31 protein-coding genes and 1 pseudogene are annotated in these 23,413 nt (G+C 49.9%); 11 read left to right on the top strand and 21 right to left on the bottom strand.

Translation table 11 applies throughout. The features are described from left to right. Nucleotides 1–8: 8 nt before the first annotated feature. The 11 genes from fliS to P4S53_RS15740 all read left to right on the top strand — a co-directional run bounded on the left by fliS (nt 9) and on the right by P4S53_RS15740 (nt 7,639). Nucleotides 9–398, top strand: coding sequence for a flagellar export chaperone FliS (fliS, locus tag P4S53_RS15790; protein WP_337113409.1), 390 nt, complete (start codon nt 9–11; stop codon nt 396–398). Next, a complete protein-coding gene (locus tag P4S53_RS15785) occupies nt 391–696 on the top strand; it encodes a hypothetical protein (protein ID WP_337113408.1) in 306 nt (101 codons plus the stop codon). Before fliS ends, P4S53_RS15785 begins: the two co-directional genes overlap by 8 nt. Further along, complete coding sequence (locus P4S53_RS15780) at nt 696–1,802, top strand: flagellar hook-length control protein FliK (protein ID WP_337113407.1); 1,107 nt, start codon at nt 696–698, stop codon at nt 1,800–1,802. The genes P4S53_RS15785 and P4S53_RS15780 overlap by 1 nt, the downstream gene beginning before the upstream one ends. 15 nt (nt 1,803–1,817) lie before the next feature. Continuing rightward, nucleotides 1,818–2,291: a flagellar basal body-associated FliL family protein gene (locus P4S53_RS15775; protein WP_337113406.1), complete on the top strand. Its 474-nt coding sequence runs from the start codon at nt 1,818–1,820 to the stop codon at nt 2,289–2,291. A 7-nt stretch (nt 2,292–2,298) separates the two neighbouring features. Next, nucleotides 2,299–3,027, top strand: coding sequence for a FliA/WhiG family RNA polymerase sigma factor (locus tag P4S53_RS15770; protein ID WP_192016544.1), 729 nt, complete (start codon nt 2,299–2,301; stop codon nt 3,025–3,027). A gap of 15 nt (nt 3,028–3,042) precedes the next feature. After that, nucleotides 3,043–3,900 carry a flagellar motor stator protein MotA gene (gene motA / locus P4S53_RS15765; RefSeq protein ID WP_027252369.1) on the top strand — a complete coding sequence of 286 codons (858 nt, stop codon included), beginning with the start codon at nt 3,043–3,045 and terminating at the stop codon, nt 3,898–3,900. Further along, a complete protein-coding gene (locus P4S53_RS15760; protein ID WP_337113405.1) occupies nt 3,900–4,865 on the top strand; it encodes a flagellar motor protein MotB in 966 nt (321 codons plus the stop codon). Before motA ends, P4S53_RS15760 begins: the two co-directional genes overlap by 1 nt. A gap of 61 nt (nt 4,866–4,926) precedes the next feature. Beyond that, nucleotides 4,927–5,238 carry a hypothetical protein gene (locus P4S53_RS15755; protein ID WP_337113404.1) on the top strand — a complete coding sequence of 104 codons (312 nt, stop codon included), beginning with the start codon at nt 4,927–4,929 and terminating at the stop codon, nt 5,236–5,238. A 135-nt stretch (nt 5,239–5,373) separates the two neighbouring features. Continuing rightward, nucleotides 5,374–6,324, top strand: coding sequence for a peptidoglycan DD-metalloendopeptidase family protein (locus P4S53_RS15750; RefSeq protein WP_337113403.1), 951 nt, complete (start codon nt 5,374–5,376; stop codon nt 6,322–6,324). After that, nucleotides 6,228–6,839, top strand: coding sequence for a bactofilin family protein (locus P4S53_RS15745; protein WP_337113402.1), 612 nt, complete (start codon nt 6,228–6,230; stop codon nt 6,837–6,839). The genes P4S53_RS15750 and P4S53_RS15745 overlap by 97 nt, the downstream gene beginning before the upstream one ends. A gap of 194 nt (nt 6,840–7,033) precedes the next feature. After that, nucleotides 7,034–7,639: a hypothetical protein gene (locus P4S53_RS15740; RefSeq protein ID WP_337113401.1), complete on the top strand. Its 606-nt coding sequence runs from the start codon at nt 7,034–7,036 to the stop codon at nt 7,637–7,639. Between the two features lie 72 nt (nt 7,640–7,711). Here the strand turns inward: P4S53_RS15740 and P4S53_RS15735 are convergent, their stop codons facing one another. The 21 genes and pseudogenes from P4S53_RS15735 to flgF form a co-directional block, all read right to left on the bottom strand. Continuing rightward, complete coding sequence (locus P4S53_RS15735; protein ID WP_337113400.1) at nt 7,712–8,044, bottom strand: DUF4144 family protein; 333 nt, start codon at nt 8,042–8,044, stop codon at nt 7,712–7,714. A gap of 89 nt (nt 8,045–8,133) precedes the next feature. Continuing rightward, nucleotides 8,134–8,499 carry a hypothetical protein gene (locus P4S53_RS15730; RefSeq protein ID WP_337113399.1) on the bottom strand — a complete coding sequence of 122 codons (366 nt, stop codon included), beginning with the start codon at nt 8,497–8,499 and terminating at the stop codon, nt 8,134–8,136. 196 nt (nt 8,500–8,695) lie between these two features. Next, nucleotides 8,696–9,100, bottom strand: coding sequence for a DUF1801 domain-containing protein (locus tag P4S53_RS15725; RefSeq protein ID WP_337113398.1), 405 nt, complete (start codon nt 9,098–9,100; stop codon nt 8,696–8,698). Between the two features lie 141 nt (nt 9,101–9,241). Beyond that, the gene (locus tag P4S53_RS15720) at nt 9,242–10,285 is read right to left on the bottom strand and encodes a linear amide C-N hydrolase (RefSeq protein ID WP_337113397.1); all 1,044 of its coding nucleotides are present in this window, start codon (nt 10,283–10,285) and stop codon (nt 9,242–9,244) included. A 363-nt stretch (nt 10,286–10,648) separates the two neighbouring features. After that, on the bottom strand, nt 10,649–11,098 hold the full coding sequence (locus P4S53_RS15715; RefSeq protein ID WP_337113396.1) for an eCIS core domain-containing protein: 450 nt from the start codon (nt 11,096–11,098) through the stop codon (nt 10,649–10,651). Nucleotides 11,099–11,206: 108 nt separating this feature from the next. Then, complete coding sequence (locus P4S53_RS15710) at nt 11,207–11,575, bottom strand: DUF805 domain-containing protein (RefSeq protein ID WP_337113395.1); 369 nt, start codon at nt 11,573–11,575, stop codon at nt 11,207–11,209. 131 nt (nt 11,576–11,706) lie between these two features. Continuing rightward, nucleotides 11,707–12,186 (bottom strand): GNAT family N-acetyltransferase, encoded by a 480-nt coding sequence (locus P4S53_RS15705; protein WP_337113394.1) that lies wholly within the window; start codon nt 12,184–12,186, stop codon nt 11,707–11,709. 185 nt (nt 12,187–12,371) lie between these two features. Beyond that, nucleotides 12,372–12,812, bottom strand: coding sequence for a GNAT family N-acetyltransferase (locus P4S53_RS15700; protein ID WP_337113393.1), 441 nt, complete (start codon nt 12,810–12,812; stop codon nt 12,372–12,374). Between the two features lie 384 nt (nt 12,813–13,196). Next, a complete protein-coding gene (locus P4S53_RS15695; RefSeq protein WP_337113392.1) occupies nt 13,197–13,673 on the bottom strand; it encodes a GNAT family N-acetyltransferase in 477 nt (158 codons plus the stop codon). A gap of 349 nt (nt 13,674–14,022) precedes the next feature. Continuing rightward, complete coding sequence (locus P4S53_RS15690; RefSeq protein WP_337113391.1) at nt 14,023–14,292, bottom strand: hypothetical protein; 270 nt, start codon at nt 14,290–14,292, stop codon at nt 14,023–14,025. A 205-nt stretch (nt 14,293–14,497) separates the two neighbouring features. Beyond that, nucleotides 14,498–15,052, bottom strand: a complete 555-nt coding sequence (locus P4S53_RS15685) for a TFIIB-type zinc ribbon-containing protein (RefSeq protein ID WP_337113390.1) — start codon at nt 15,050–15,052, stop codon at nt 14,498–14,500. A gap of 71 nt (nt 15,053–15,123) precedes the next feature. Beyond that, on the bottom strand, nt 15,124–15,945 hold the full coding sequence (locus tag P4S53_RS15680) for a CPBP family intramembrane glutamic endopeptidase (RefSeq protein WP_337113389.1): 822 nt from the start codon (nt 15,943–15,945) through the stop codon (nt 15,124–15,126). A gap of 257 nt (nt 15,946–16,202) precedes the next feature. Then, nucleotides 16,203–16,925, bottom strand: a complete 723-nt coding sequence (locus tag P4S53_RS15675; RefSeq protein ID WP_337113388.1) for a hypothetical protein — start codon at nt 16,923–16,925, stop codon at nt 16,203–16,205. After that, entirely contained in the window at nt 16,880–17,236 is a 357-nt protein-coding gene (locus tag P4S53_RS15670; RefSeq protein ID WP_337113387.1) for a hypothetical protein, read from the bottom strand. Before P4S53_RS15670 ends, P4S53_RS15675 begins: the two co-directional genes overlap by 46 nt. Before the next feature lie 15 nt (nt 17,237–17,251). Continuing rightward, on the bottom strand, nt 17,252–18,151 hold the full coding sequence (flgL, locus tag P4S53_RS15665) for a flagellar hook-associated protein FlgL (protein ID WP_337113386.1): 900 nt from the start codon (nt 18,149–18,151) through the stop codon (nt 17,252–17,254). Nucleotides 18,152–18,160: 9 nt separating this feature from the next. Next, nucleotides 18,161–19,534, bottom strand: coding sequence for a flagellar hook-associated protein FlgK (flgK, locus tag P4S53_RS15660; RefSeq protein ID WP_337113385.1), 1,374 nt, complete (start codon nt 19,532–19,534; stop codon nt 18,161–18,163). Further along, nucleotides 19,534–20,055, bottom strand: a complete 522-nt coding sequence (locus P4S53_RS15655; RefSeq protein ID WP_337113384.1) for a rod-binding protein — start codon at nt 20,053–20,055, stop codon at nt 19,534–19,536. Before P4S53_RS15655 ends, flgK begins: the two co-directional genes overlap by 1 nt. A gap of 9 nt (nt 20,056–20,064) precedes the next feature. Next, nucleotides 20,065–21,155, bottom strand: a pseudogene (locus P4S53_RS15650) (flagellar basal body P-ring protein FlgI). Between the two features lie 29 nt (nt 21,156–21,184). After that, nucleotides 21,185–21,847: a flagellar basal body L-ring protein FlgH gene (gene flgH, locus P4S53_RS15645; RefSeq protein ID WP_337113383.1), complete on the bottom strand. Its 663-nt coding sequence runs from the start codon at nt 21,845–21,847 to the stop codon at nt 21,185–21,187. Between the two features lie 23 nt (nt 21,848–21,870). Beyond that, a complete protein-coding gene (gene flgG, locus P4S53_RS15640) occupies nt 21,871–22,656 on the bottom strand; it encodes a flagellar basal-body rod protein FlgG (RefSeq protein ID WP_337113382.1) in 786 nt (261 codons plus the stop codon). Between the two features lie 17 nt (nt 22,657–22,673). Next, nucleotides 22,674–23,405, bottom strand: a complete 732-nt coding sequence (flgF, locus tag P4S53_RS15635; RefSeq protein ID WP_337113381.1) for a flagellar basal-body rod protein FlgF — start codon at nt 23,403–23,405, stop codon at nt 22,674–22,676. Nucleotides 23,406–23,413: the final 8 nt, after the last annotated feature.

Here is a 23,413-nt window from a genome sequence, read left to right as displayed (position 1 = left end):
GTTAACTCATGCTAATGCAAAACTCGGGCTTTGATTCGTATCAAAGCGTCGATCTGGATGCCCAGGCCGCATCAGCAAACCCTCACCAACTGGTGATCATGCTGATTGACGGCCTGCTGGATGAAGTCGTCCGGGTCAAAGGTCACATCGAATCCAAACGTCTGGAAGCCAAAGGGAAAGGCATCAGTAAGTGCATGAACATCCTGATTGGCCTCGACAGTGCGCTGGATGTAGAAGCAGGTGGCGAACTGGCCGCCAATCTTCACGACCTTTACGAGTTTTGCATCAGCGAGCTCTTTAAGGCCAGCTCCCAGAACAAAGTCGAACACCTGACGACGGTAGAAAATGTCATGACGAACGTCCGCGAGGGATGGGAAGGTTTTGGTCAGCATGCCTAACATCACCCTGAGCCAGCTTGTGGCTCTCAGGCAGCATCTTGACCGCACCGTGACTGATAGCGACTGGGATCGCCTTCAGCAGCTTGATCAGACGTTACAAAAAGTACTGCGAAATCTGAAAGGCACGCAGCTGACTGAAGATTATCTTCAGGCGCTTGCCCATCTGAAAAGCAGTCATCAGACAGCCATTGCTGCGGTCAATGCAGCGAAAGAAAAGTTACAGCAAGACATGAATGCCGTCGGTGAAGGAAAAGAAGGACTTCTGGCATATCAAATGGCCATGAATATGGAGCTTTAATGAACACGATTGTCTCACATTCCAAACTGGCTAACAGTGACAGCGAGTCGGCGGACATGCTTTCCGGCAAAGTCAAACCGTCCAATGATGGCACTGCCTCCAACTTCAGTGACACGCTGCAATCCAATGCCGCCACTGACAAACAGGATGCAGCCATGACTGAGACCTCTCACACGTCCGACGCTGCCGAACTGTCAGACCCACAGCAAGACAGCAATCCGGCGCTGTCTCCGGCAACGGCGGCAGACATCATTGCCAATCTGCTGGCGCAGGCCGAGAAGCAGCTGGGCGCAAGCTCGGCAACCAATACCGGAGTGCCCGGAGCGGCTGTCAGTACTGCAGAAAACGCCATTTCAGCATCCGGGAATACCGGCATGCGAGAAACGCGCTTGATGCAATCCGGCGCCACCGCAACAACCGCCGCACCGACAGACAGCCAGGCTGTCAGTACACAGTCAGCCGACAATGCCCGCTTTACTGCCCTGCTGCAGCAACGCGGTCAGTCGCCGGCTCAGCAGGATCTCGCGTTAGCAGGATTAGTTGAATCCCGCAGCGCCGGCACAGCCCCATCTCTGCAAACTCTGATCGCAGGACTATCTGCAGACGGTGCGGCGAATTCTGCGGCCTTGCAATCCGGTTCAGCCCAACAGACTCAAAACGCCGCGGCTCCCGTGGAATGGGCCAGTGTCAAATTACCCCAGGGCCAGCAAGGTAAATGGGGAGAGCAGATGATCCAGGTGCTGCAGGACAGAGTGCAGATGCAGGCCAGTCAGAATTTGCAGGAAGCACGGATTCGTCTGGATCCGCCTGACCTGGGCAAACTGGATTTAACCGTTCGTATGGATGGCGATCGTCTCAGTGTTCAAATCCACGCCAGCCAGTCGGCCGTCCGTGATGCGCTGGTTCAGGTGTCTGAGCGGCTGAGAGCCGAGCTACAGGAACAAAATTTTGTTCATGTTGATGTCAATGTCGGCGATGGCCGTCAGGGTCAGCAGCAAGAGCAAGCCGAAGAAGACTCACAACCCGTTATTTTTGCCAACAATCAGGCTGATGACAGCCAGATAACAACAACAGATTCAGGCCATTGGTTATCAACCAGAGCCTGATGAGGAGCCATTTACATGACCCAGCGTAATCTCGTCTTGATCATTATCATCATGCTGATCACCAGCGTACTGGTCGCAGCTGCCAGTGTTGGCGGTACCCTTTGGTACGTCAAAAGTCATCAGGGCGAAGGCGGTACCCGTTTCAGTCTCCCCTTTAGCCAACCAGAGAATGTTGATCCTATTTTCCACCCACTGGAAAAACTGGTTCTGTCGGTGAAAGGCGAGCGTCAGACGCACTTCATCATGATGGAACTGGCGCTGGAAACGCGTAATGCAGAAGCGATTGAAGGGATCGATAACTATATGCCGGTTGTGCGCAATGCTCTGCTCAAACTCTTCAGCAATAAAACTTACGAGCAACTGCAGAACCAGCGGACGATTGAAGAACTTCAGGATGAAGTCAAAGGTACATTGCTGAACGCTTTCAGTCAGACACGTTATGCCCGCGCCATCGACAATGTATTGCTGACCAAATATGTGATTCAGTGAGGCGCCTATGCTAGATATCAACCCGACTGAAGAGTACGAGAAAAAACACGATACCGGGCGTAATAACCCGGTTGTGAACGAAGATAAGCTGATCCGTGATCACCTGATCTTAGTCAAGCGTGTTGTCAATCAGCTACGCAGTCATGTCAGCACCCACTGCAGTCTGGAAGATATGCAGCAAATCGGTCTGATGGGACTGCTGGAAGCAGGCCGTCGCTACGGTAACGTAGAGGACCCGAACTTCCCGTCATTTGCCGTATGCCGGATCCGCGGTTCCATCCTCGACGAACTGCGCCGTCTTGACTGGCGCTCGCGCCAAACCCGTCAACAGGCCCACGAACTGAATGACGTAACCCGCGACTTAATGAAAAAACTCGGCCGCCAGCCATCGGAGGCCGAAATCATCGCAGCGTTAGGCACGGACCAGGCAGATTATCTGCAGCGCCTGAATGCCTCGATGGCCAGCGAAATGCAAAGTCTGGATCAATTGCTTGAAAGCGGTTCCGATTTTTCAATGAACCATGACGGTGGAGAATCGGTTCGTCATGAACATATTCGCCGTACTTTATCTGCGGCGCTTGGCAAGCTCAAGCCGCGTGAACAGCTTCTGCTGACCCTGTTCTATCAACATGATATGAACCTGCACGAAATTGCACTGGTGCTGAACCTGACACCGCCTCGTGTATGCCAGCTTCATAAGCAGGCACTGAAACAACTGAATCAATATCTTTGCTGATAGGAGCAAATTGACATGCAAAAATTTACCGGCGCAATCGTCATTCTGTTGTGTGTTTTCGGCGGTTACCTCTGGGCCGGCGGTACCCTGATGGCTATCTGGCAGCCTGCTGAAATTCTTATTATTACCGGCGCCGCACTGGGCTCTATCATCATAGGCAACCCACCCCATGTGATTCGTGAAATGCGCATTCAGTTTCGCCAGATCATGAAGCCCCGCAAGAACGAACAAGAGTACTACATGCAGCTGATGGGGCTGATGCAACTGTTGCTGGAAACCATACGTAACGGCGGCTTCAAGTCACTCGACAGCCACATTGAAGATTCTCAGAACAGTGAAATTTTCGAACGTTACCCTTTGGTTAAAGACGACAGCCACCTGGTGGCTTTTATTACCGATAACCTGCGTCTGATGGCCATGGGCCAGATGTCCCCCCATGAGCTGGAAGCTCTGCTGGAGCAGGAAATCATGGCCATTGAAGATGATCTTCTGCTGCCTTCACGTTCACTGCACCGCACTGCTGAGGCCCTGCCCGGCTTCGGGATTCTGGCTGCAGTGATGGGCATCATCATCACCATGCAGTTCATCGACGGTTCTATCGCGCAAATTGGTTATAAAGTTGCCGCCGCACTGGTGGGAACATTCCTGGGTATCTTCGGTTGCTACTGTGTGCTTGATCCGGCCAGTAATGCCATGTCGCAACGTGTGAAGCGTGATATGACAGCCTTTGAATGCGTCCGTGCCACACTGGTCGCTTATGTGGCCAAAAAGCCTACCCTGCTGGCCATCGATGCTGGCCGTAAGCACATTCAGCTCGATGTGAAGCCAAGCTTCAATGACATGGAAAAATGGCTGTCTGAGCAGGAGGCATAATGCAACGGCACGATCAGATCATCATCAAACGAGCGCGCCGCAACTCGCATGAAGCCGGTCATGGCGGGGCATGGAAAGTGGCATTTGCCGACTTCATGATCGCCCTGATGGCGTTGTTTCTGGTGCTGTGGATCCTGGCCATTGTCGACAAAACAGAGCGCCAAGCAATCGTGGCTTATCTCAACAGCTCCAGTTTGTTCGACCAGGGTTCCGGGAATCCGTTTAATACCTCCACCAGCCTGTCGCCGATTGATCTGGGCGGTGAAGCAGCCGACCTCAGCTCACATGATGCGGCTGTGACTGTCACCTCCTTCTACGACGGCAATGGTGATGGCTCACAAACTGACGCACTGGTTCAGGGGACGTATGACACACAGGAACAACTGAAAGTACTGGCGCAAGTGGTTGAAGAGCTGGCAAAGCAGGTTTCAGCTGAAGGGAATGTGCATGTCGATGTGACACCGCAAGGGCTGCGCATCGTCTTGCAGGATGACTTCCGCCAGAACATGTTCCACCGGGGAAGCAGCGAGCTGACACCTTTCTTTGAAGATGTCTTACTGGCACTGGCCCCCATTTTCCAGAAGATTCAGAATCCGCTGATTATCAGTGGCCACACAGATGCGGTTCGTTACAGCGGTACTTTCAGCGAAAGATCGAACTGGGAGTTGTCAGCTTCACGGGCCAATGTGGCACGTCAGACGCTGATTGCCGGCGGGGCGCCTGAAAATCATGTCTTGCAGGTTGCCGGCATGGCTGATCGTGCGCCGCTGAATCCTGAAGAACCCAAAGCCAGCGAAAACCGGCGGATTGAATTGTTTGTCCTGACATCAGTGGCTGCCCGAATGGTGGAAACCCTGTTCAAAGGTCCGCCGGCTCACGATGACGGTCCGGTGTTACAACAGGCCCGAGAGAAAGCGGAATTTAATCAGCCTGTCATCCGCCAGGATTACATCAAAGCGTCTTAGTTTAATCACCCCGGCAAAGGGAGATCCCTTTGCCGCCTGGAGAACGTTAGCGAAGTTACCCATGAAAAGAGCTGCATCTTCTTCCGCAATTGTCCCGAGTGAACGTCGACCGGACAGTCTGCAAAAGTTATTTCTCTGGCTCATCGTGCTGGATTATTTTCTGCTCAGCCATTTTTTGCTGAGGATGCACAGCATGACACTGAATACAGGGACGACAATCAGTTTTCTGCTTTTAGGCTATAACGGACTGCTCTCCTATCTGTGTTTCAAACGCGCCCGGCGTAGCGGTGATTTCTACATTATCTACCCCACGCTTGCCGCGATATTGCTGGCTTTTATTCTATTTTTGTATTTTTTCTTTCTCATTGCTTAACAGAACAGACAACAGGATACGTTTCATGAACTTATGCCAGGGAGCACAGTTTTACATCTTCTTTTCCCGGCAAAGGTTAATCCTGCATCCAGTTTGTCGCCTAATGCATTAGAGAAAGCGAATGAGCTTAGCGTAATGAAAGATCAACTCACTATCTCGATATCAACCATTAATGGGTCTTACCATTTTCAGCTGGGTAAGTATTTACGGCGAAATTTGATTGCGACCTTGTTGTTTTTCATTGTTGCCGTTGTGGTCATGGCATTTTCCATTCAGTACTTATGGAATGCTGTTGATCAGACGCAACAGGAAAAATCGCAGTTAAGCCAGCATGCTAATGAGCTGAAAGATGAGATTCAAAACCTGGAAAGCGATCGTCAGTCGCTGGAACAAAATCTGGCTGACAGACGCTATGAACTGGAACAAATTTCTGGCCGCGTGAATGATCTGGAAAACGTTTTAGGCATTGAAAGCGAAGGTGAACAGCCTCTGGATACACGACTGGATACTGCCGCATTAAACTCGGCAGTGCGTGTCGTCATGCTGAAAGTCATACCGAATGGTAGTCCGATGGACTACCGGCGTATTTCTTCCACCTATGGCTCTCGTAACCACCCGATTTACGGCAATAAACGCCGTCATTTGGGTATTGATCTCAGCGGACACACGGGCACATCCGTCTTCTCCCCTGCCGATGGCGTGGTGGAGCTGGTGCGGCCCAGTAAAAAAGGCTATGGCAATTTGATGAAAATTGACCACGGCTATGGATTCATGACTCTGTATGCGCACCTGAAAGCATTCAAAGTCAAAACCGGGGATTTCGTCAGAAAAGGCGATCTCATTGCATTATCAGGCAACAGTGGTACCTCAACTGGCCCCCATCTTCATTATGAGGTTCGTTTTCTGGGTCGGGCTTTGAATCCCAAGTATTTCATCAACTGGGGGCCCGATAACTTTGATTATCTGTTTAACCATGAGAGGAGCATCCAATGGGACTCTTTAGTAAAAGTGCTGGAAGCACAGGCAAGCACTCAACTGCAACTATCATTGCACAAGGCTGTTCCTTTAAAGGAGATATCGAACTAAGCGGTAACATCCAGGTTGATGGTTACATTGAAGGACGTATCCGTACCGAACAGACGTTATCAATCAGTGCGACAGGCCGTGTGTCTGGTGAAATTTTTGCCAGCAAAGTGGTCATCAACGGCCTGCACGAAGGCGCCTGTCACGCAGACAGTATTGAGATCCTGGAAAAAGGCAAAGCCAAAGGTGTGATTTACACCAACGATATTTGCATTGAGCGAGGCGGCTGCTTCCATGGCCAGACTTACCCGGCTGATAAAGAAAAAGTCATCACGATCAATAAAGAAGAACCGGTAAAAGCTGCCGAGGCACCGAAAGAGCTCAACAAAAAAGAGAACAGTAAAGAAGCCGCACCACTGACGCCACCCACACAGCTCAAATCTGCAGACGCATCTGGCACTGCTGATAAAAGCGCCGCGGTCGCAGCAGCAACAGCGGTTAAACCTGCGGCGTCTTCTGCATCAACAGCAGCGGCTCCTGTCACGGATACCAGAAAACAAGTCAACGCCCGAAAATAAACACGAAAACCGGAATCCAGTATTCCGGTTTTTTTTCGCTGCTGTTTTCCTCCGCACTCTCCTACCGACCGCCTGCCAATTAAAAACTGTTATCTGCTTCTCAATTTCATCGTTTACTTTCAGTTAGCCCAGAAAAGCAATCATCAGGATACGATAATCAGTACATATTCAGTTGGATACATAGGGATAATGAAATGAATACAAGGTTTACTCTGACCGCAGCGTTTATTGCCGGTTTTGTTCTGTCAGGCTGTACATCAACGCCGGGCAGCACTGCACAAGCTGAGACAGCCAACCCCGCCACTGCCACGCAGGACATACTCGATGCCAGTGCCTGTATTGGTTCAACTGAGCCGCCTGCAGCTTGGGCCAGTAAGCTCAATCTTGTGGAAGATCCTCAGCTGCTGGCCAGTTCTCTGGGTCAGCCCAATAAGGGGAAATTGTGTCAGGGACAGGTGTATGAAGTGAAAGAAGGGGAAGCACTCACTGTATTCCGGGCCTGGAACAGTACCAACCCCAATAGTCAGTTTGGTGCCTGGTGGGCAGCAAATCGGCCTGACGGAAGAGTGTCACATTACCGTGCTGGATATGAGATTTGTTACCAGTGGTCACCACTGGACAAAATGACCCGCTGTGAGCTCAAGCCAGGCAGCAAGCTGGTGATTGGCAATGGGCAGAGTGCTCAGTGTTCAGAATGGCTGACTTATCCGGTATCGGCTGAGCAGCAGCTCTACCTTGAAGATACGCAAACGCTGGTCAGTAATTGCCAGACCTACGATGCCGTGTTCGGCTGGGAATAAAATCAGCAACCGTTTGAGCGGCTGACCTGCCTTTCGCATGTACTCGCTGACTGCCCTTTTTACAGTACACTTTTATAAAGTATTCATTGATAAGGCATCAATTGCCTCTGCGACAGAAGCAAAAGATACCTTAGCCGCACAACATGCGCCAAGACAAGACTGATGCGCCTTGATGAGATCAACAAGATCATCAAGGCGCATTGTCTGGTCCGACATTTCTAAACGGGTCTCGCCCGGACGCAGGCTTTGAGGACGAAACACCTGCCCGGCGGAATCAATCAGCACATCACCTGGCTGAAAGCCAAAGCAATGCAAATCAGCATCCGACTCCCAGGTATGGCGATCAGCCACCACACTCAACTCCTGATCACCCTCATACTTCAACACCGCGGGCCAAACAACCATCACTATTTCACCTTACTGATTCAATCTGCCCATATTGCCCGCTTTCAGGTGCCTCAGGCAAGTACCAAGCCAGCTTGCCTGAACGCCCCTTAGTCGGATTGCGATACCAGATGGATAATATTCGAAGGGCTGGCAACCCAAAATGCGGCGAATCCTTCCGGCAAAGCTTCAATCTCATCGCATCGGGTCACCTTGTGGTTCGCAAGGTGCTCTGCGGCGGCGACAAGATCATTCGTCACAATTTCGAGCCAGATTTCAGCCTGGCTGATCCCCGGGACATTATCGAGCCACAACGTTTTATCGCCAAACTGAAACCGGGGCGTATCCGTGTCCTTCTCCCGCGCCAATTCCGGAATGGCAACCACATCACGATAAAAATGCAGCGTTTGATCATACTCATGGGAAGGTATCTTCATTGCGATATTGTTGCCGGGTTGAAACACAGCTTTCATCATGAATTCTCCGATTTACCAGACAGTACAAGTGACCAGGCAGCGCAAGGTCTCTGCGCATTCAGGCAAACACTCCGGTGATTGTTGCTGAAATAGCAAGCGTAAGCATCCATTAGCATAGTCTGCAAACAGGCCCGTTGTCAGTACATCGCGATTTGCAAGGATGCGGGTCATGGTTTCTCAGTTACACACCTAACAGTTACACACCTAACAGCGGTAAATGGCGCAGGCGTTTATAGTTGAACGCCAGTTCGACGCAATGGCAGACAATCGCTGCCGGCAGCGGATCTGCAACATTCAAAGCTATGGCTCTGTTACCCTGCAAGGACAGCGCGTGTCCGTACACTTCACGGAAAGTGTCCACTAACCTGGTATTGCAGTTAAAGTAGAGAAAATAGTGTGCAGGATCTTTGGGTGACCAGTTCATCCTGACCGGGCTGCCCCCTTTCACCTGATAGCTGGGCTCGCCCCATTTCAGTGCTTCTTCAACGTTTCCCAGTGCATGGGTTTCAGCGACACCTAACACTAAACTGCGCAGGTTGAGCATCACAGGTTGGATATGAGCCGGATAACTGTCGAATTTGGCTTTTACTGTCTCGTCCATGTGTTTTTTCCTGATAGTGGAATCGTCAGCGAAACCGTCATCAAACTGCGTTCTCAATTACATTTCAATAAGATTTTCAGGCACCATGCTTGGTCTGCCAACAGCCAATGGCTATGGCTTGATGTCAGTTTCAGAAAAACATCATAAGCCCGCAAAGGTAAACGGTTCAGAGACTTCGAATTTTCCGAGGGCGTTTCCTGTATAGATCTCATGGTTTGTAAGAGACAGCTTCCTGACAGGACTGCCTTCGCTGAAGTTGGCTCCCTTCAAATCCACCCAAAGCGTGTTGGGCGTGAGCGCAGTCTCAAAATAATAAACAAGGTTCTTTTGGTCAGAGACGGAGCGCCACCGTGTGGAAGAAATGTTCGGTTCTTCTTCAGAGGTAATACCAAAAGGCACGGACGCATTTCTGATCACACTGAATACACTGGCGACTGCCGTTCGGGTATCGCTTGTTCTTGGAATTGCGTCCATATAAAACGAGGCCCTCACAAAACGATCAGCGGCGCGGTTGGTTCCCGGCAGCATCGTCAGGCCTCCGATTTGCCGCCAGTAGGCGTTCAATGCAAGCTGTTGCTCGAAAACGGGTGAATTCGTCATCACTGTATAAGACATGTCATGATGAATCACGAGCTTTCCGTCGATATACTCGAAAATTGCGTTATCACCTTTGGCATCCGAAATAGACAGGTGAAGCGTAGCAAAACGGTCTGTACCAGGAATGTCTGCCGAAACCACCACGAAGGATTCTGAGCGCAGCGCGTCGACTGCATCTTCAACCGTCGCAAAATTATCCAATACATATTGCACCCAAGCGGCGACGGTCAGCCCCTTTTTATCTGGCCCGTATTCCGGGTAACTGGATTCAGCTAACCACAGCAGATTGGCAACAAGTCCTTTCTCATTCATGCCGTCTGTGCTGGATATGTCGAATGCGCTTGTGACCACACTTCCGTACTTAGAGGTCCAGGTGACCGAGTTAGGCCCGACAGCTCCGTTCCGCTTCATCCCCCTGGGAAATAACCAAAGATTCGCCGGTATTTCTTCTTTCCAATCCATGGATCGGGCAGTAATAATCATGCCATCCGGGCCTTGATAAACGGCTCTGGTGCAAGCAAACGCTGATGCTGCAACCAGCAACAGGCAAGTGCCTGTAATAGCGAGAATATTGATTCTGCTCTTCATTTGTCGTCTCCATCTTCACGCTAATGACATCAGGTTCGCGGCTGGAAAAGTGGTGGTTAAAAAGAGCTTTACCAGACCGGCAATGTTAGTTTGTGACACACTGCCGGCTACAGAAATACACGGCCCTATCCTGCCGCGCGAGTAATTAGCCAAACTCAGGTACATCGCTGTTTAGTATAAAAGGAATTACAATAATCGCCGGATAGTTCGGCTCATTGTCAGGTTTGCGGCTATGTTATGCAGCAGTGTCATTCGGGAAAATGATCTGCCTCAATACCAGTGGCACTTCGGCCTTTTAATTTACGAGCCTGGAACCTAAAAATACATCGATGCATTTTTTACCCTGGCTTTAAGGATAATTGCTCACAAATACTGGCTGGCTTCACGGTAGGCTTCACGCTCCATGGGCGCGTCGCGATAGCCATAAATAAACAATTGCAGTAAATACTGTTTTGTTTGTTCCCGAACGCCCATCTGCTCTGCCTGGCGAACATGAATGAGCTCATGTGCCAGCAGCTCCTGATTGCCTTTCTCTGAACGTTTCATCCAGAGTCCGTAGCCATACGTATAGGCACCCGTTAACGGAGAACTGTAGCCATACTTTTTGGCTAGCGCAGCCAGCTCAGGATCATCAGGAAAAGGGAGTTTATCTACATAATAAACACGCACTTTTTCCGGTGATTTCAGGCCAATCCGGGCAGCCATCATCAACTGATTCGCGTTTAACAGTACGCCCTTTTCCAATGCTTCTGCTTCATTGTCACGTACATACTGTTCTGCGGCCGGCAGTAACCTTTCAACATATTGCAGCACTTCCTATGGCGGGTTTGCATAGATTTCATCCCGGTCTTGACAGCCAGAAACAGCAAAGATGACGGCAATGAAAACGATGACTTTCTGATACACGTCACACTCCTTGTTTTACACGTATTCAATTAAGGCAGGTGCAGCCTTCGGGTCTGGGCCATAGTCATTCTCACCCGAAGTCCCTGCTTCCATCATGACACTGAGACCAATGATTGCGCCAATCAAGGGGACAAAAGCAACCAGCATCCACCAACCACTACGGTTGGTATCATGTAATCGGCGTACAGTAACCATGAGCGAAGGGATTACAGTCAGGCTGTTATACACAGCGAAAAGTGCATAATCATCGTGAATGGCCTCACCAATGAAAAGAAACAGATAACTTAACAGCGCATTAATCAGGCAGAACATCCAATATTCCCGACGACGCGCCCTGCCATCTGAATCCGCATATTTTTTGATCACACTGAAATAATCTCTCATACCTGCCAACCCTTATTTTATCAATATCGTTATCAATGAAGTGCCGAGAAAACGCTTGAATGACAGGCAAATCGTTCATGCCATAGCAGTCAAACCGCTTTCATGCACAGCTAAGGGCGACGGGGTGCAGGTTAAATTAATGCTTTATTCCGATTATTCAGATATTTCTGCCAATGTTGCTGACCTTTCAAAACTACCCTGTAATCTTCATACTGACATGAGCGATACAGTTTTTTAGCAGCAACATTATCATCAGCCACTTCCAGGGTAATTTTCAGATAGTGATTATCGTGACAATACTGCTCTATTGCATGAAGTTGCGCCTTACCTACCCCTTGACCTCTACAGCAATTCGCAACCATAAAGTCATGAATGTTCATGACCCGCTGCATTCGATATGTAGAAAAAGATTCAAAGCAAACCGCAAAACCTGCAGGCTTGTGGTCAATGAAGCTCATAAAGCCATGAAAATAGGGTAACGCAAACAGCTGTTCTATGACTGCAGGATCAAACGCCATAGAAAAGCCGGATAGATACTCTCTGAATAAAGATTCAAATTGACCTTGATATTCACTATTCCCTGCTTCGATATGTGTGACTGAAATATCCATATTCATTACCGATGAAAATTCATAACGTGACTGTCCTGTTAATTTTCTTTTCTATATTATTCATTTAATATCACTCAAGGAGAGACTTACATTCCCGGAATGATTGCGATCCTAGATTCTATGTTATGAAAAAGTATCGCGTGAGATAAACAGAACTAAAAATTAACGACTATCGCCATAGCTACTTACTCAACTTGTAATTCCATCAAATGCTCGATACCGGATGCATCAACAACATTAAAACCTAATCTCAGATACAGATGTTTAGCAGGATTTGTTTTAATCACACTTAAGCCTACGCTAGCCCCTGTTCTTCGGGCTTGTTCAATTAGATCTTGAATAATTCTGCTTCCAATCTGTAATCCTTGGTAACTCGGTTCTATTTGAATTTGAATTATGTACCAGTAGTTAAGCGCTTCATCGAATTTGGCCTTGAACAAACCAATGGGAGTACCTTCAAGTTCAACGATTTGAGCATGATCAAATTCAAATAGAATCCGCTTTACATACTCTTCACGACTTATGGGCATTCCGACTGCTAAGAGATGTTGCCTCATCGTTTTTTCTCTCAGCGATATTAAGAACTCGAGATCTTCATCAACTGCACGTCGAAGAGAAATATCCATGTTTTCTCCTATAAGCCTCACATTTTGTTATCCGACATCCGTTCGCCTTAGCTACAACGCAGTGCGGTTACCTTCAGAACTCACACTGACATGCTACCGCCCCTGACAATCAAGTCACGCAACGGTGTGTAGAGAAAGAAGATGGTTTCAGGCAGGCATCATATTTTGATATGAGTAAAGTTTCACCAAATAAACTGTGTTTACATGCATATCTGTGGCTTGGTACCGGTTTTTGGCAGATGTAACAGGCAGGCAGACGGCAAACAGAGACACCTTCTCATGCATAGAGAAACAAGCATAGAGAAACGGCCTGCAGTGCAGGCCGTGATCCAGTATTTATAACGTGACTGTCCTGTTAACTCCTGTCGATTAACCCCTGACCTGTTATACGCAATTTTTCAAGGGCTTTTCCATTGGAATACAATCCAAACTCACGCCTCTTGGAGAATGATATGTGGAAAGCGCCTCACCAATAAAACCACAAGAGCGATAAAAAGGCGCTGCATTCAAAGTCGATTCTAACTTCAGCAATGACAGACCATGTTGTTTGCCTAACTCTTCTAAAAATGCCAGCATTTGCTTTGCCGCACCTTTACCGAAATAATCAGGGTCGACAAAAATCGCATCGACCATACCCGTAGCAACAGTCAGCTTACCGCAACCAATCACTCGATCATCTATTTCTGAAACATAAAATGTTTCGATAATGTCCCGAATTAATGAGTCCGTTATTCCGCTTTGAGTCCACAATGCCAACTGCTCTAAGGAATAATGCGCTGAACATTGTTCAAGAATCGCACGACTTCTGAGATCGAAAATTGCCTGAACATCAGACTGAATCGCCTTTCGGATTGTGATCATAAATTTGCTTCCTAAGCTGTACACATAACATTTCCTACACCATCGCGCCGTCCAGCTCGTTTACCGCTGTAAAGTTTCCGACAGACATCACCAATCATGCTATCGCCCCTGACAATCATGTCACGAAGCGGGTGAAGTGTTCAGATGGTAGGTATTATTTCCGGCAGGCATCATATTTTGATATGAGTAAAGTTTCACTAAATGAAATGTGTTTACATACATATCTGTGGCTTGGCAGCGGTTTTTAGCAGATGTAACAGGCAGACGGCAAACAGAGACACCTTCTCATACATAGAGAAACGGCCTGTAATGCAGGCCGTGATCCAGTATTTATAAGGTGACTGTCCTGTTAATTTTCATCAACAAACTCAACTTTACCTTGAATTACACCCATCAAGATCAATACACCACGAATGACAGCAATCACCATAACCAATGACATCATCCCACTGCATGCTGCCAGAGTATAAGTGAGCACACGTTCATCTGAGAAATCCTTTGCGCTGGCTTCTAAAAAATGGGTGTAGGAAAGGTGGCCCATAATAAAGCTGAGCACAAATGGGATCAGAAGGCTGAGTTTAAACTTTTCCCGGGTGATTTTTTTGACTTCGTCTGACATTGTGTTTCCTAGTCGATCTTAATATAAAGTAAAGGTGCCATTGCAACGCATCTGCAACAAAAATTCGCTTTTATTACAGCTGTTTTCTTTTCCATATTTTCCTGACCAAACAGTTATCAGGGCAGCGGTTACACATGACTTTCATTCAATAAGAGCCAGCGGGAAGGAACACTCCGCTGAGATGATGGATGAAATGATTCTGTGTTTATTTCTCCGCAGAATAAGGATCGTCGGCAAGAAGGTAAGCTCTCAGGTCGGCTTTTTGAGGATGCTGTTGCAGCCACTCGCGGAAGGCTTTTACTTTAGCGTAATTTTCATCACCGAACTTATCTTTGTAGATATCACTGAAGTTTTGTTGGGTGCTTTGTTCACGGATCTGCTGTTGCCACTGTCTGGTCACAACTGCGTTCAGTGTGCCTGCCAGGCCTTCAGCTTTCAGCAGTTCCCATTCACAACGGTCTAACCACAAACCACCAACAGCTGCGCTGTAATCTACCCGGTGATCGTTTTGCGCTGAAATCCGGAATTTGTTCATAATCGTGCCGGTCACAGGGCACAACAAGGCTTTTTTCGTATCAGAAGCTTCTTGTTCGAAGCGAATCGCATCTGAGAACTGATAGTCAGGATTTCTGTCTTTCCAGGCGACGAAATCTTCAATCAATATCCAGTTCCCTTCACAGGCTGAACACGTATGCGCTCTGAACTGTCCTTCAATAAAGCTGGGATTTAAAATTCCTTGTTTACAACTCGTACACTTCATTCGATTACCTTCTTGGTGCGGTCAAATTACAACAATTGTAAAAGGATAATTAAGACAGTCTATATGCTGTGTTATAGGCGACAAGTCACAGGCTTTATTAACAACTGCCGAAGCAGATATATTCCGCCGCATGTCAACATCATCCCAACACCCAAATGTACCTCAATAGATTGGGAGGAAAAGTCAGCAGAGACGCCGGTCATGTTTTGGCCATCATCAAAGCTTTGCCAAGCCCATACGGCTAACGAGTTGTACACGACATGAGTAAAGAGACTTGGCCAGAGTGAGCGACTCTTCACAAAAACCCACCCCATAAATGTTCCGAGAATATAAGCAACTGGAATTTGATATAGGTTCAAGTGATAAACAGCAAAGAGCATCGATGACAGCATGATTGCGATACCGTCAGAATAGCGTTGCAAAAAACCCCGCAGGATAATACCTCTGAAGATGACCTCTTCTACCAGGGGAGCAACAATACACACGGCGAAAATTGAAGCGATGCCGTCATTCATGATTTTTCTGGTGAATTCTGTCTCTTGTTCACCAGAGACAAGAGATGAAACAATCCAGTCAGAAAGCAAGGGTATCCACAGTATGACTCCCACAGCGACAAAGAGAATCGGCACCGACAGCAAGGTCATCGTTGCTTTCACTGAATTTCGGCTGTCATGAAACAATTGCTGCCAGGAAAGGCGGTTCAGCGAGACAATGCCGGAGATGATAAGAGCACCAGATATCAGCGTGTTCACCGCGAGAAAGAGCGCGGCTTCATTGTTGATATCCAATCCTATTTCAATCATCACCAGAGATAGAAACGTTTCTACCGATAACAGACTCACCGATATAAACAGTGCCCCCCAAAAACTGGTCAGATAATGCTTTTGATTCATTCTGATTGTCCTCGCCATCCTGTAACTTTTTTCGCTCAAATCAGCTCACGATGTTCATTACCCGGTCTTTATCAGGACTGAACACCTTGAAATCGCTTTGATCATGCATCTCAGAGCACATAAACCTCATCAGGTATGAACGGCATAAATCATCGCAGTATTAAACGAAAAACGGCCTGCACAGCAGACCGTTTTTTGACCGGAAGCTTTGTTTCCCCTTCCGGCTTTTCAGCAAATCACCGGTTTCAATACAGTCGTTACTTCAGCAAAGCAACCACGGTATGACGGTGAACATTCGCCTGGGCAGAGACCACCTGGAAGGCAGCGGCGAAAGACTGGGAGTTCTGCAACGATTGCAGCTTGGTATCAATGTTCTCCGCAGACTGGCCGGCCATCGCCTTGCCGACTTTCGTGTCCAGATCGGCCTGGAAGTTTCTCAGCTGATCCAGCCCTTTCTGAACCTGTTGCAGCCCCTGATTAACATGGCGCATGGTGTGGCGAATTTGCTCACCATCGGCCAGTTTCAGGGAGATATTTTCAATGCCCTGCGGCTCGGGTTGCACTTTAATGCGGTTCGGCTGACCGGCCGGGTAACGATGGCCCTGTCCGCTGATGTTCACATGCTGACCCAACGTCTGAAAATCCGACTGACTGGTTGAAAAAATCACATCACCGCTTTCAGTTGCCGCCGCGCGTAAACCGAGCGGAATCACTGCTTTGTCGATTTGCTGGGTTAACTGACGATCGGTTTGCGAGGCGTCGAAAGTCAGCAGCGCAGTACCGCGATCCTGGACCGTCAGGTGAAGCTGCTCACTTTGCTGGCGCTGACGTACCAGATTCAATCCGTTCACCGTAAAGCTTTGCTTGGGGTCGCCCTTGGGCTGGAACTGAAGCTGACTATCCAGCACCCGTTCACCGTCAAACTGGCCGGCATTCAGCGTTTGTTGGATATGGCTATGGTGTCGCTGAAGCTGATCCACACGGCCCTGAGTAATTGCTGTCGAACTGCCCAGCATCTGAGTGAGGATTTTTTCATCCCCTGCAGATCACGCCCGACACTGACCAGACCCTGATACGCAATCTGCCCGCGGGTAACTTGCTGCTGGCCCTGTGAGAACAGCTCGCTGGTTGCTGTATATCCGCCTTTCACGACAGCCGGACGTTGCGCCGGTGCCGAGTCCTGAACGGCGGAAACAGAGCCACCGGCGGGTGCCGGTGGTGAAATTGTTGCCTTGTCATTTTTCAGCAGTGAAATCGACTGTTGCCGAATCTCTGCAGTAGAGTTCACCATAGTGTTCTCTCTTCCTTATAAGCGATCAAACAATGACAGATCGTTAATCTTGGTAAAGCTGGCCTGTGATGCCTGAAGTGCCGAGAGATAATTGCTCAAACGGACAGACGCTTCCGCGTAATCCAGGTTTTTCAGGTCGCCTTCCACTTTATCAACGAACAGTTTGTTATCGGCGTGTCCGTCTGACATCAGATCCAGGTTATTGTGGCGGCCGCCCATGTCGGTTATGGCGCCTAACACGTTGCCAAAGGTGGTATCTATCGCAGCCAGGGTGTCATCCACTTCGGTTCTGAAATTGGCCGTCGGGGCCTGAAACTCTGCAATCAGATCATCAATTTTCTGAAAGACAGTGGCACCGCCACCTAAATCCAGCAATTCCAGCGCCGTCACGTTCGATTCCATCGTCACCCCTTTGGCGACTGTCACCAGACGCTTATCCGCATTGCCGTTCAGGGTGTAACCCGCGCCGGTATCCGTCAGAGCCTGTGTGTCGGTCTGGGTGCCGGAAAACAGATAGATACCTTCTTCGTCCTGAGCATTGAACACCGCCTGTAAGCCCTCTTTCAGGCTTTCCATTTCCGTGATAATGCCCTGACGATCTTCATCTGTCATGGTGCCGTTTGAACCCCATAGCACAAGATCACGTAAACTCTTTAAACTATCGCTTGCCGTGTCTAAATAGGCTTCCTGACTTGACAGCGTGGTTTTCACGTTGGCGATATTGGCCTGATACTGAGTCAGTGCGCTGCCTTCGCGTCCGAGGTTCAGAAGCTTGATGGAATCAATCGGATCGTCCGACAACTTCGTCAGTCGGTCACCGGTTGACATCTGTTGCATCACTTCGCCCAAACCCACATTGTTTTTGCTCAGGCTGCTCAGCATCATCTGGCTGAATTGAGTGTCACTGATACGCATAATTATTCCTTAAAACAGAGCCAGTACAGTATCGAACAGGTTATTCGCCGTACTGATCACCTTCATGTTTGCCTGATACGCATTGGCAAAAATCATCAGATTCGCGGCTTCCTCATCACTGTTTACTGAACTCAGGTTCTCTTTAACTGAGATCGCCTGTGCATTCAGGTTTTCCGCCGCTTTTGCGTCTGAGGTGACCTGGCGGGCTTTGATCGCCGTCTCCCCGACCATGGCAGTAAAGGTATCGCTGATGGCGATATTGCCGTAACCGGTAATCGCAAAGGTCTGGTTGCTCAGACCGACTAAGTCGGTCAGCACATCACTGTTACCCGGAGTACCGTCTGAAGACAGAGCCAGCTCTTCCGGTTTCAGGGTGGTAATTTTCAGACTCGAAGACGGGCTGGCCGGATCATAGGTAAACAACGGCTGGCCGGCATTGCCGTTCAGATCCTGCCCGGTGGCCAGGGTGTTGTTAAAGGCATCGGCAAACGCCACGGCCATTTCGTCCAGTGTCTGACGGAAAGGCAGCAGGGTCTCGACCTGATAATCGGTTATCGCGCCAAGCTCACCGCCAATATCGCCGTTAATTGGAAAACGCTGACCGGCAAAATCGATTTCCATGTCGGCCAGATAGGGATCAGACGGATCGGGAATGGCTTTGATCTGAGAGGCCTGATCACCCAGCACCAGCGGCTGACCGGACGCCAGAGTGACCTGCAGACTGCCATCCGGCTGCTGATTGGTTTTGATGGACATCATTTCCGACAACTGTCCAATCAGTGCATCACGTTCATCGAGCAGCTGAGACGGGTTGCCGTTGGTTGAGCTCATTTCAACAATACGCTTGTTCACATCGGCAATATTGACCAGCAGGCTGTTACTCAGCTCCACCGCTGCCGTGCGCTGCTCACTCAGATCTTTATGCTGGGAGTAATAAGACTCAGACAGCGTATTGAAACGTCGCGTCAGGGCGTCTGCTTCACTGATGATTTGCTGACGCAGCGGCGTAGACTCAGGCTTCACCGAGGCATCATTCAAAGCAGCGTATAAGTTGTCCAGACCTTTGGCGATGTTAAAGCTGTCTGCCCCCATCACGTTTTCAAGCTGAGACATATTGCTGAGATAACGGGAAGAATAAGACGCCTGGCTTTGGGTCGCCCAGGTTTGTCTCACCACAAATTCATCGGATATACGGCGAATGCTGGTGACTTCCACCCCGTTACCGGCACTTGTGCCCAGTGCGGAGCTGGGACCGATCGCAGCAAACTGCGCCTGCTGACGGCTGTAACCCGGGGTATTCACGTTCGCAACGTTTTGCGCGGTGACATCCAGGCCAGCACGGTTTGCATTCAAACCGGTTAATGCAATGTTGATAATGCTCATTAAGATCCGTGCTCCATTTTCGCATCAATCCTGGTAATTAGCGGCTGTTGAAACGCCACATTGTTCATGGCAGTCACTCGTTGAGTCGCCGGAAGCTGTTCTTTATCAAGGGCGACCTGGCCGCTGGCGGTGTTAAATTTGCCCGTCTCCGGTGCCAGCGACGGGCTGTTCGCGGCCAGATTTTCACGGCTGAGCGCCGAATCGCGGCTGTCATGCGGACTCAGTTGCTTGACCAGCATGTCGGCAATGCCGGCACTTTGTCGCTTCGCCATGTCCATCGCCAGCTGGCCGTCATAGAAGTCGCGAAAGACGCCCTGCTCTTTGCTTGAGAACGGGTTGTCTTCCGCCGCCAGTACGTCGCTGCTGCTGCGCATCTGGCGCAGCACCATCTGCAGAAACATGGCTTCAAACTGCCCGGCCACTTCATGCAGGGCCTGCTTTTTATCCGCCTGAAACTTCAGGTTATTGACTGCACTGTTATCGTGATACAGCATGGCGTTAGCCTGACCATCAATTTTCATTGCCACTCCTTAAATCACCACCAGCTCAGCATTCAGCGCACCCGCTTCATGCAGGGCCTGCAGAATTGACATCAGATCATCCGGTGTCGCGCCCAGGCTGTTCACCGCATCGACAATCGTGCTCAGTTCAGTACCTTCCGGCCAGATATACATCGGCGCTTCGTCCTGATTGATATCGACCAGCGAGTTATTGACCACTTTGGTTTCGCCGTCGGCGAAGGCATTTGGCTGACTGACTGACTGCATTTCACGAATGGTCACGGTCAGGCTGCCATGACTGACGGCTGCAGCGCTGACTGTCACGTTTTTGCCGACCACCACAGTACCGGTACGGGAATTGAAGACGACTCTGGCCGGACGACGACCTTCTTCAACAACCAGCTCTTCCAGCATCGACATAAACGTCACGCGCTGTTGGGTATCCATGGGCGCCAGTACTTCGACTTTGGCCTTGTTGATCGCCGTTGCCACACCTGAACCAAAGGTGTTATTGACAGCGCGGGCAATGTTTTTCGCGGTGGTGAAGCTCGGGGTTCGCAGATTGAGTGTGATATTGGGCTTTTGGTTGAAATCGGTCGGAATTTCACGCTCCAGCGTGGCGCCGTTGGGAATACGGCCTGTGGTTGGGGTGTTAATCGTCACTTTCGAGCCGCTCAGGCCTTCGGCACTGGCACCGCCGACGATGACGTTCCCCTGCGCGACGGCGTAAACTTCACCGTCCACGCCCCGCAAAGGGGTCAGCAGCAATGTACCGCCGCGCAAGCTTTTGGCATCCCCAGGGATGACACCACAATATTGACGGTCTGACCTTTCCCTGCCATAGGATCGATAAACGCAGTCACACTGACTGACGCCACGTTTTTCAGCTTGGGATCGGTTCCCTCGCTGATCTGCACACCAAACTGACGCAGCATATTGGTGACCGACTGGCTGGTAAATTTCACCTGGTTACGGTCGCCCGTGCCATCAAGACCAACGACCAGACCATAGCCCACCAGCTGGTTACCACGGATGCCTTGCACATCCACTAAATCCATAATCGGCATCGCAATGGAGGCGTTGGCAGAGACAGAGTGAGCTCCCCAAAGCGCCACTGCCATTAACAGCAATAGGGTTTTGAACGATTTCATCAGAACGGCATCCATGGGCTAGTAAAGAATTGAGTCAGCCAACCTGCTGAGTTGCTGTCAGCCAGTGCTCCGCGGCCGGAATAGGTGATACGCGCATCACCGATACGCTGCGAAGACACCTGATTCAAGCGGTTAATGTCATCCACGCGCACAATCCCTGACAGGCGGATAAATTCATCACCCTGATTGAGACGCAGCCATTTTTCACCGCGGATACGCAGCACACCATTCGGTAGCACGGCGTTCACAGTCACGGTAATCGCCCCTTTCAGTTTGTTGCCCTGCGAGCTTTGCGATGAACCATCGAAGCCACGGCTGGCATCCACACTGGCTGATAAATTATCGGCGGTGTAATTGCCGAATATCGGCGCGCTGATGCCAACTTCAGAATCTTTGGAAAACTGGGTATTGGCTTTTTTGCTCGACTGGGTTTCTTCATCCAGCACTATGGTGAGAATGTCACCGACCCGGTAAGCACGACGATCCTGAAACAAGGTCATCATGTAGTTATTGCGATAAAGACTGCCGTCAGACGCTTCCGGCAGAGAGTAATCCAATACCGGTGGCGCGAAGGCTTCATCATCGGGTTCTGGTGTGGAAAATTCAGGGCGCATGGTGCACCCTGTCATTAACACCATGAGAAATGGAATCAGCCACTTCATAGGATTTCCTTTCGGTGTAAGCATTAAACTGACTGCGCGACAAACTTCAGCATGTCATCCGCAGCTGAGACGACTTTGGCGTTCATTTCGTACGCACGCTGCGTGGTGATCATATCGACCATTTCTTCCACCACCTGCACGTTAGAGCCTTCCAGTGCACCCTGTTTGATGCTGCCGGCACCGTCCAGACCCGGCACCAGTTCATCCGGCTGGCCGCTGGCTTCTGTTTCGCGGTACAGGTTGCCACCCAGTGCTTCCAGACCGGCTGGGTTTGCGAACTGCGCCAGCGTGATCTGACCCAGTTCCTGCGGCTGCGGATCACCGGCCACCTGTGCAGACACTGTGCCGTCCACACCGATGCTGATGCGGGTGGCCGTATTCGGGATCTCGATTTGAGGGATCAGCGGCAACCCCTGAGTATTGACAATCAGGCCTTCCGAGTTGACATGAAACTGGCCGTTGCGGCTGTACATGACTTCACCGTCAGAGTTTTCAATCTGGAAGAAACCGCCACCCATAATGGCCATATCCAAATCCTGGCTGGTGTTCTGCGTGTTACCCTGGGTAAATACTTTCTGTGTGCCGACGACGCGCACACCGCTACCCAGCTGCACACCTGTCGGCAGTTCATTAACCTGGTCGACCGGCGCACCCGGCTGACGCTGAATGGTGTAAAAGAGGTCTTCAAACACAACGCGGTCGCGCTTGAAGCCTACTGTGTTCACGTTTGCCAGGTTGTTCGAGATGGCGGTCATCTTGGTGTCTTGCGCCGCCATACCCGTTTTGCTGACCCATAATGCAGAATGCATGTGATCTCTCCTTCTTATTAGCCGTTACGCAGCAGGCGGTTACCAGCCTGAGCGAGTTTTTCTGCGGTCTTCATCATCCGCACCTGCATTTCGAAATTACGCGTCAGCGACATCACGCTGACCAGCTCTTCAATCGCGGAAACGTTACTGCCTTCCAGATGTTCAGGCGCCAGACGCACTGTGGCATCTGCAGCGAAATCATTGCCGTTACGGGCCTGAAACAGGCCATCGTTCATTTTCTGAACATCGGCAATATTCGGATTGACCAGTTTTAACTGACCCACTTCCAGCTCTGCGCCACCACCCGGCGGGATCACAGTCACCATGCCGGTTTCGCTGATTTCAATGCTCTGGTTCGGCGGAATCACAATCGGCTCGCCTTCTGCCATCACAGGAAAACCGTTGACGGTCAGGTTGCCCTGCTGATCCATTTTCAGGTTACCGGCCCGGGTGTATGACTCGCCGCCATCCGGGCTTTGTACTGTCAGAAAGCCATCGCCATTGATGGCGATATCCAGTTTGCGGCCGGTTTTCACCATGTCTCCGGCATCAAAACGGGTCGAGGCCGAGTTCGTCACCACCATAGTGCTGCCGTCAAAACCACGACCCTGCACGGCGTAACTTTTGGCCCTTTCCATGTCGGCACGAAAACCTGTGGTATCGGCATTCGACAGGTTGTTCGAGCGCACCTGCTGTGCGCTCAGAACCCGACTTGCCCCACTGGTTGCTGTGTATAACAAGCTATCCATCAATGAAC

Source organism: Photobacterium sp. Hal280, assembly GCF_037162255.1.
Classification (GTDB): domain Bacteria; phylum Pseudomonadota; class Gammaproteobacteria; order Enterobacterales; family Vibrionaceae; genus Photobacterium.
The sequence above is the reverse complement of the archived record's forward strand: the minus strand, read 5'-3'. Positions and strand labels throughout refer to the sequence as shown.